Origin of the sequence: Fructobacillus tropaeoli (genome assembly GCF_001047135.2) — a bacterium.
Lineage (GTDB): Bacteria > Bacillota > Bacilli > Lactobacillales > Lactobacillaceae > Fructobacillus > Fructobacillus tropaeoli.
In genome coordinates this window covers 1-4,141 of sequence record NZ_DF968099.1, presented here as the reverse complement: position 1 = coordinate 4,141, position 4,141 = coordinate 1, and the positions used below count along the sequence as shown (strand labels likewise).

Annotated in this window: 4 protein-coding genes; all 4 read left to right on the top strand. The window is 32.2% G+C overall.

Features of this window, described 5'->3' with window-relative positions; translation table 11 throughout:
- Positions 1-708 precede the first annotated feature (708 nt).
- Positions 709-1,518 carry a ParA family protein gene (locus AOQ32_RS07860; RefSeq protein ID WP_059394340.1) on the top strand — a complete coding sequence of 270 codons (810 nt, stop codon included), beginning with the start codon at positions 709-711 and terminating at the stop codon, positions 1,516-1,518.
- 9 nt (positions 1,519-1,527) lie between these two features.
- Positions 1,528-1,869 (top strand): hypothetical protein, encoded by a 342-nt coding sequence (locus AOQ32_RS07855; RefSeq protein WP_059394339.1) that lies wholly within the window; start codon positions 1,528-1,530, stop codon positions 1,867-1,869.
- A 193-nt stretch (positions 1,870-2,062) separates the two neighbouring features.
- Positions 2,063-2,449: a LytTR family DNA-binding domain-containing protein gene (locus tag AOQ32_RS07850; protein WP_059394338.1), complete on the top strand. Its 387-nt coding sequence runs from the start codon at positions 2,063-2,065 to the stop codon at positions 2,447-2,449.
- Between the two features lie 142 nt (positions 2,450-2,591).
- The coding region (locus tag AOQ32_RS07845; RefSeq protein ID WP_148666535.1) for a BspA family leucine-rich repeat surface protein at positions 2,592-4,141 on the top strand (1,550 nt) is incomplete at its 3' end.

Sequence of the window (4,141 nt, the reverse complement as noted above, 5' to 3'; positions counted from 1 at the left end):
CCTAGGTGCTACCCTAGAAGCCACTACTTTGCCAATCACTTGCTGGGCGAGCTAACCCATGTTCAATGATTCATTGCCCAGTTGAGCGCTACTTCAACCTTCGGACGTGGTTTGGACGGAACAACTTCCTCCCTCCTTACGGGTACACGCCTGTCCCGTCTCAGTCTTATAGGATAACGGCCTTAAGGAAATCAAAAGCCGTCACAGTAACTAAAAAGGAGCCCGTAAGTTATTTACTTGCGACCTCCCAAAACAATGCTTTTTGGTTGATATTTTGTTTTCTTACAGTATAATAATAACTGATGTTGAGGATACACTTTATTAGCTGTCCTCTATATAAAAACAAATGCAAGTAACTGGCCTTAACAGTTACTGTGCAGTCCGTTCAATCCCTTGCTGGGGACTGAACGGACTTTTTTTATTCAATTCATGCTTCATTTTACCAATCAAATCATCGATGTCAATAATTTTATAAAATTATTGACATATTCATTTAATTATATAATTATAAAGTTATAAATATCCAATATTATATAATTATAAAATTATAAATATGTAATATTATATATTTATAACTGTGTTTATTTTACGTTCTCATTAGCAATAAATTCTAATTTTATATATAATTATACTTTTATAAAAATATAATTATATGATATTATAAATATACAAAGTTATAAATTTATATATTTATAAAGGAGAAAGAATTTGGCTAAAATCATTACTACTGGTAATTTTAAAGGTGGAGTAGGAAAAACGACAAATTCTGTTTTGCTTTCTTACACACTATCTCAATTAAATAAAAAAGTTCTTTTAATAGATTTAGACCCTCAAGCAAATGCTACTGACTTATTATTTACTACAATGTCTAATATCTTACAGAAAAAAGTAACTTTCAAAGAAACACTTTTTGAATCCATTAAAAATAACAATCCAAATGAGGCCCTAATTAATGTCAAAGAAAATTTAGATTTATTACCTTCTTTTTCCGATCTACAAAATTACGAAAAATATTTATACGATAACTGGTCAGATGATTACTCCCAAGACCATCATCTAACTAATTTTATAAAAGATATTAAAGAAAATTATGATTATATTTTCTTAGATATTCCTCCACAGCTAAACAAATTCACAGACAATGCACTAGTTGCCAGTGATTTTGTAATTGTTGTGCTCCAAACACAGGAACGATCACTTAAAGGGGCAGAAAAGTATATAGATCATCTATTATCTTTACAAGATGACTATAGCTTAAATATTGACCTACTAGGAGTTTTACCGGTACTACAACAAAATGGGTCTGAGCTTGATCTAGATGTTTTACAAGATGCTATTGAAACATTCGGAGAATCTAATATATTTAAAACACATATAAAACAAATGAACCGTTTAAAACGATTTGATAGAACAGGAATCACTGATAATAGTAGTGATATACACGATAAAAGAGTTCATGAAATTTATCGAAATTTAGCTGAAGAAATGCAACAAAGAATAAATCTATTTAGAAAATAAGGAGAAAAAATGAATACCAATAATATGGGATTAGACTCATTTCGAAAGAAAAAAACTGAACGTCCTCAAAATATCCCCCCTGAAGTTTCGGAAGAAATAGAACGCTCTATGCCAGAGGATCTTTTAAAACTTCCAGAAACTAGGATGACTAGTAAGGATTTACCAAAATCTATCAGACTTCCCTTAAATACGCATACTGCAGTTACAACAATTGCAACATTACAAAGTAAAAAAATATACGAAGTCATTAACGATATCGTTGAAGATTATATTTCTGAACTTCCTATTGCTGAAAAAAAAATAATAAAATCTAGTATTGAAACAGTCCAACATAGTCAAAATAATTACTAAACTAAATAATAAAAAATCAGTATACAATATAAATTAAGAATAAGAAAAAGAAGTAATCTCTCAGTTGAATATTGGACATAATAAAGCATATTTCAATAAAAGTTATGGTTATTTATACTATTTTTTACCGTATATTTTTAATTTATAACCATTTCTTTTCTTTTGGTTTTTTATCGAAATATAAGAAGGTAGAATGAATACATCAAGTGATATGGAGATCAAATTGGATATGGAAGTACAGTTACATACTGATATTAATAATAAACAATCATATATTACGGTTAACGCTCCATCAAAGACTCCTTACGTTGAATATGTAATTAATAAAATCAAGAAGATATTCGTGGAAGATAAATTTACTGTCAAAGACAACAACGGGTATACGTCTGTTCCCATTTCAGAAATTATGCGTGTATATACTGAAAGAAATAGTGTTTATTGTGAGTTTCAAGGACGTAAGATAAAAATAAAAGAGCGTATTTATCAGATGAAAAACCTATTACCTGATGATAGTTTTTTTCAAGTTTCACAAAAAGAAGTAGTGCGAAGGCAACCAGCGAAATTTGGTTGTTTTTTATAAAATACCCGTGTTCAAGTTTTTTTATAGAAACAGACACTTATATTTTGATAACACAATTTGAATGTGATTTGAGAATTTAGCTAATAATGTGTCAATTGTAACTGTAAGAAAATTAAACTATAATTGACCAAATAATATAAATATGATGACAGTTGTAAGTAGATGTATTATGGAAAATAAAAGAAATTATAAATTATATAAATCTGGGAAATTCTTGCTCACTGGCTCAATTGTTCTTTCGGCGACTTTATTGTTGTCGACATATCAAGCAAATGCCAGTGATGCAACAACAGTAAGTACTCAACAAGTAACGGCGGGGGCTGATAACCAAACAACTGGAACATGGGGAACAGCTACTTTTACCTTTAATAAAAGTACTGGTATTTTAACAGTTAATAGTGGAACTATTACAACAAACAATAAACCCTGGGAATCGAATGGAACGTTCAACGGCAATGATATTAAGGAAATCCATATTAGTGGAAATGTTGTATCCCCTGAAAATGCCTCTGGACTGTTTGCCAATTTGTCCAATCTGAAAAGCTTTATCCTTGATAATGGAGCAAAATTTGATACAACTCAAACTACAACAATGGATAATTTTTTCCTAAACGATACTGCCTTGGTAACGGCTGATGTAAGTACATTTGATACAAGTAAAGTAACAAATATGCAGGCGTTTTTTTACAGGAATTTATCACTAACCACAATCAAAGGCATTGAAAATTGGAATGTTCAAAATGTTAATAACATGGCCTTAATGTTTACGCATACACACAGTTTGAATAATTTATCTGTAGCAAAGTGGAATGTTTCAAATGTGAAGAACATGAGTGGAATGTTTTGGGAATATGGGGGTTTAGATGGCGCAAGTAATAGGGCCCTCGATATTTCTGGCGAGTTTGCTCAAACTACAGGTAATGTAACTAATATGACTTATATGTTTTGTGGTGCTGCTAACCTGGTTCAACTTAAGGGAATCGGTCAATTGAGGACAGAATCTGTCAAAGACTTTTCTTATATGTTTAATGGAGATTCTTCACTGGAAGGAATCGATGTTTCAGGATTTAACACAACATCAGCCGAAACATACCAAAATATGTTTAGTTGGACAATTTCAAATAACGAATTGAACTTAGCTAGTTTTGATACGCGTGGGCGAAATACAACAAATATGCTGTCAAACCTTTATTATGAAGTCGGAAATACCACATATGGAACAAGTAAAATTACACTTGGTGATAGGACTATTCTGAATTCAACGGTTGGTCTTTTAGACCCCGTAGTTGGCGATTTAAGGACAACTGATTCTAAGAAGGTGACCTCTGCTAATTGGCGTAGTAACAATAATGATGTTAAAACGGCCGCACAATTAATGGATGGTAATACCCATGCTGGCGTATGGCAATGGGACACTTATTCTGCTCCTGTTGCTACAACAGATACCAAGACTGTTAAGGAAACGATTCATTACCAGTACCCTGATGGTACAGATGCAGCAGACACTTATACCAAGTCACTTACCTTTACTCGGACTAAGTACACCGATTCTGTTACTGGTGAAGTAACTTATGGTGCTTGGTCAGCAGATCAAAGCTTTGAAGCTGTTAAGAGCCCCTCAGTGAAGGGTTATACACCTGATCAAACTGAAATCGCCGCTCAAACGGTTAAGGGTGATTCAAAAGACTTGAA

Coding starts and splice junctions, on each gene's coding strand:
- AOQ32_RS07855 (WP_059394339.1), top strand. CDS start 1,528: ATGAATACCAATAATATGGGATTAGACTCATTTCGAAAGAAAAAAACT.
- AOQ32_RS07850 (WP_059394338.1), top strand. CDS start 2,063: ATGAATACATCAAGTGATATGGAGATCAAATTGGATATGGAAGTACAG.